This window comes from Pseudomonas sp. NPDC088890 (assembly GCF_044900155.1).
In the GTDB taxonomy this organism is placed as follows: domain Bacteria; phylum Pseudomonadota; class Gammaproteobacteria; order Pseudomonadales; family Pseudomonadaceae; genus Aquipseudomonas; species Aquipseudomonas urmiensis.
Genome location: NZ_JBJDNG010000031.1, coordinates 1 through 1,416, shown reverse-complemented (window position 1 = coordinate 1,416; position 1,416 = coordinate 1). Strand labels below are relative to the sequence as shown.

The window sequence follows — 1,416 nt, the reverse complement described above, 5'->3', positions numbered from 1 at the left end:
TGATCGCATCGTCAAGCGGTCTTGCCATATCACTGTCAAGGTTGCGGACAAGTAACGGAGTCGATCAGATGGGTCAGAAAGTACATCCCACTGGCATTCGCCTGGGAATCGTCAAGGAGCACACCTCCGTCTGGTACGCAGACGGTGCTACTTACGCAGATTACCTGTTGAAGGATCTGAAAACGCGTGAGTACCTCCAAGACAAACTAAAAAGCGCGTCCGTAAGCCGTATCGATATTCATCGTCCGGCTCAAACTGCACGCATCACCATCCACACCGCTCGTCCAGGTATCGTTATCGGGAAGAAGGGTGAGGACGTTGAGAAGCTGCGTCAGGACCTGACCAAGCAGATGGGTGTGCCTGTGCACATCAACATCGAAGAGATCCGCAAGCCGGAACTCGACGCTATGCTGGTTGCGCAAAGCGTAGCTCAGCAGCTGGAACGCCGCGTAATGTTCCGTCGCGCCATGAAGCGCGCCGTACAGAACGCCATGCGTATTGGTGCCAAGGGCATCAAGATCCAGGTGAGCGGTCGTCTCGGCGGCGCTGAGATTGCTCGTACCGAGTGGTATCGCGAAGGTCGTGTGCCTCTGCACACCCTGCGTGCCGATATCGACTACAACACCTACGAAGCTCACACCACCTACGGTGTGATCGGTGTGAAGGTTTGGATCTTCAAAGGCGAAGTAATTGGTGGTCGCCAAGAAGAGCTGAAGCCTCAAGCACCAGCGCCTCGTAAAAAAGCTGCTAAGTAAGGGGTACGCCAAATGTTGCAACCAAAGCGTACAAAATTCCGCAAGCAGATGACCGGCCACAACCGTGGTCTGGCACTGCGCGGTAGCAAGGTCAGCTTCGGCGAATTCGCCCTGAAAGCTGTCGCCCGCGGTCGCCTCACCGCTCGCCAGATCGAGTCGGCACGTCGTGCCCTGACCCGTCACGTAAAACGTGGCGGTAAGATCTGGATCCGTGTGTTCCCGGACAAGCCGGTCACCAAGAAGCCTCTCGAAGTGCGGATGGGTAAAGGTAAGGGTTCCGTGGAATACTGGGTTGCCCAGATCCAGCCAGGCAAAGTCCTGTACGAGATCGAGGGTGTTTCTGAAGAGCTGGCGCGCGAAGCTTTCGCCCTGGCTGCTGCAAAGCTGCCTCTCGCCACCTCCTTTGTTAAGCGGACGGTGATGTGATGAAAGCGAATGAACTTCGTGAAAAATCGGCACAGCAGCTGAACGAGCAACTGCTCTCGCAAGTTAAGCGTGACATCGCTCGCGTGAAAACTGTGCTCAACCAGCAGGCAGGTAAGTGATCATGGCTGAAGCTGAAAAAACCGTCCGTACCCTTCAAGGAGTACTACGCGCAGACTGATACAGATCGTACTAGCGACGTGTCTTGAAGGATAGGTTAGTGCCCACTATATAACGT

3 protein-coding genes are annotated in these 1,416 nt (G+C 55.1%); all 3 read left to right on the top strand.

Translation table 11 applies throughout. The annotated features are described in order from the left end of the window. The first annotated feature begins 68 nt into the window (after positions 1 to 68). The 3 genes from rpsC to rpmC are packed head-to-tail and all read left to right on the top strand — an operon-like array spanning position 69 to position 1,300. The gene (rpsC, locus tag ACI2JX_RS25030; protein WP_003255481.1) at positions 69 to 755 is read left to right on the top strand and encodes a 30S ribosomal protein S3; all 687 of its coding nucleotides are present in this window, start codon (positions 69 to 71) and stop codon (positions 753 to 755) included. 12 nt (positions 756 to 767) lie between these two features. After that, a complete protein-coding gene (rplP, locus tag ACI2JX_RS25025) occupies positions 768 to 1,181 on the top strand; it encodes a 50S ribosomal protein L16 (RefSeq protein ID WP_009397508.1) in 414 nt (137 codons plus the stop codon). Continuing rightward, on the top strand, positions 1,181 to 1,300 hold the full coding sequence (gene rpmC / locus ACI2JX_RS25020; protein WP_404691218.1) for a 50S ribosomal protein L29: 120 nt from the start codon (positions 1,181 to 1,183) through the stop codon (positions 1,298 to 1,300). Before rplP ends, rpmC begins: the two co-directional genes overlap by 1 nt. Positions 1,301 to 1,416: the final 116 nt, after the last annotated feature.

Bases quoted from the DNA above. Each gene is read 5' to 3' on its own strand.
- rpsC (WP_003255481.1), top strand. From the start codon at position 69: ATGGGTCAGAAAGTACATCCCACTGGCATTCGCCTGGGAATCGTCAAG.
- rplP (WP_009397508.1), top strand. From the start codon at position 768: ATGTTGCAACCAAAGCGTACAAAATTCCGCAAGCAGATGACCGGCCAC.
- rpmC (WP_404691218.1), top strand. From the start codon at position 1,181: ATGAAAGCGAATGAACTTCGTGAAAAATCGGCACAGCAGCTGAACGAG.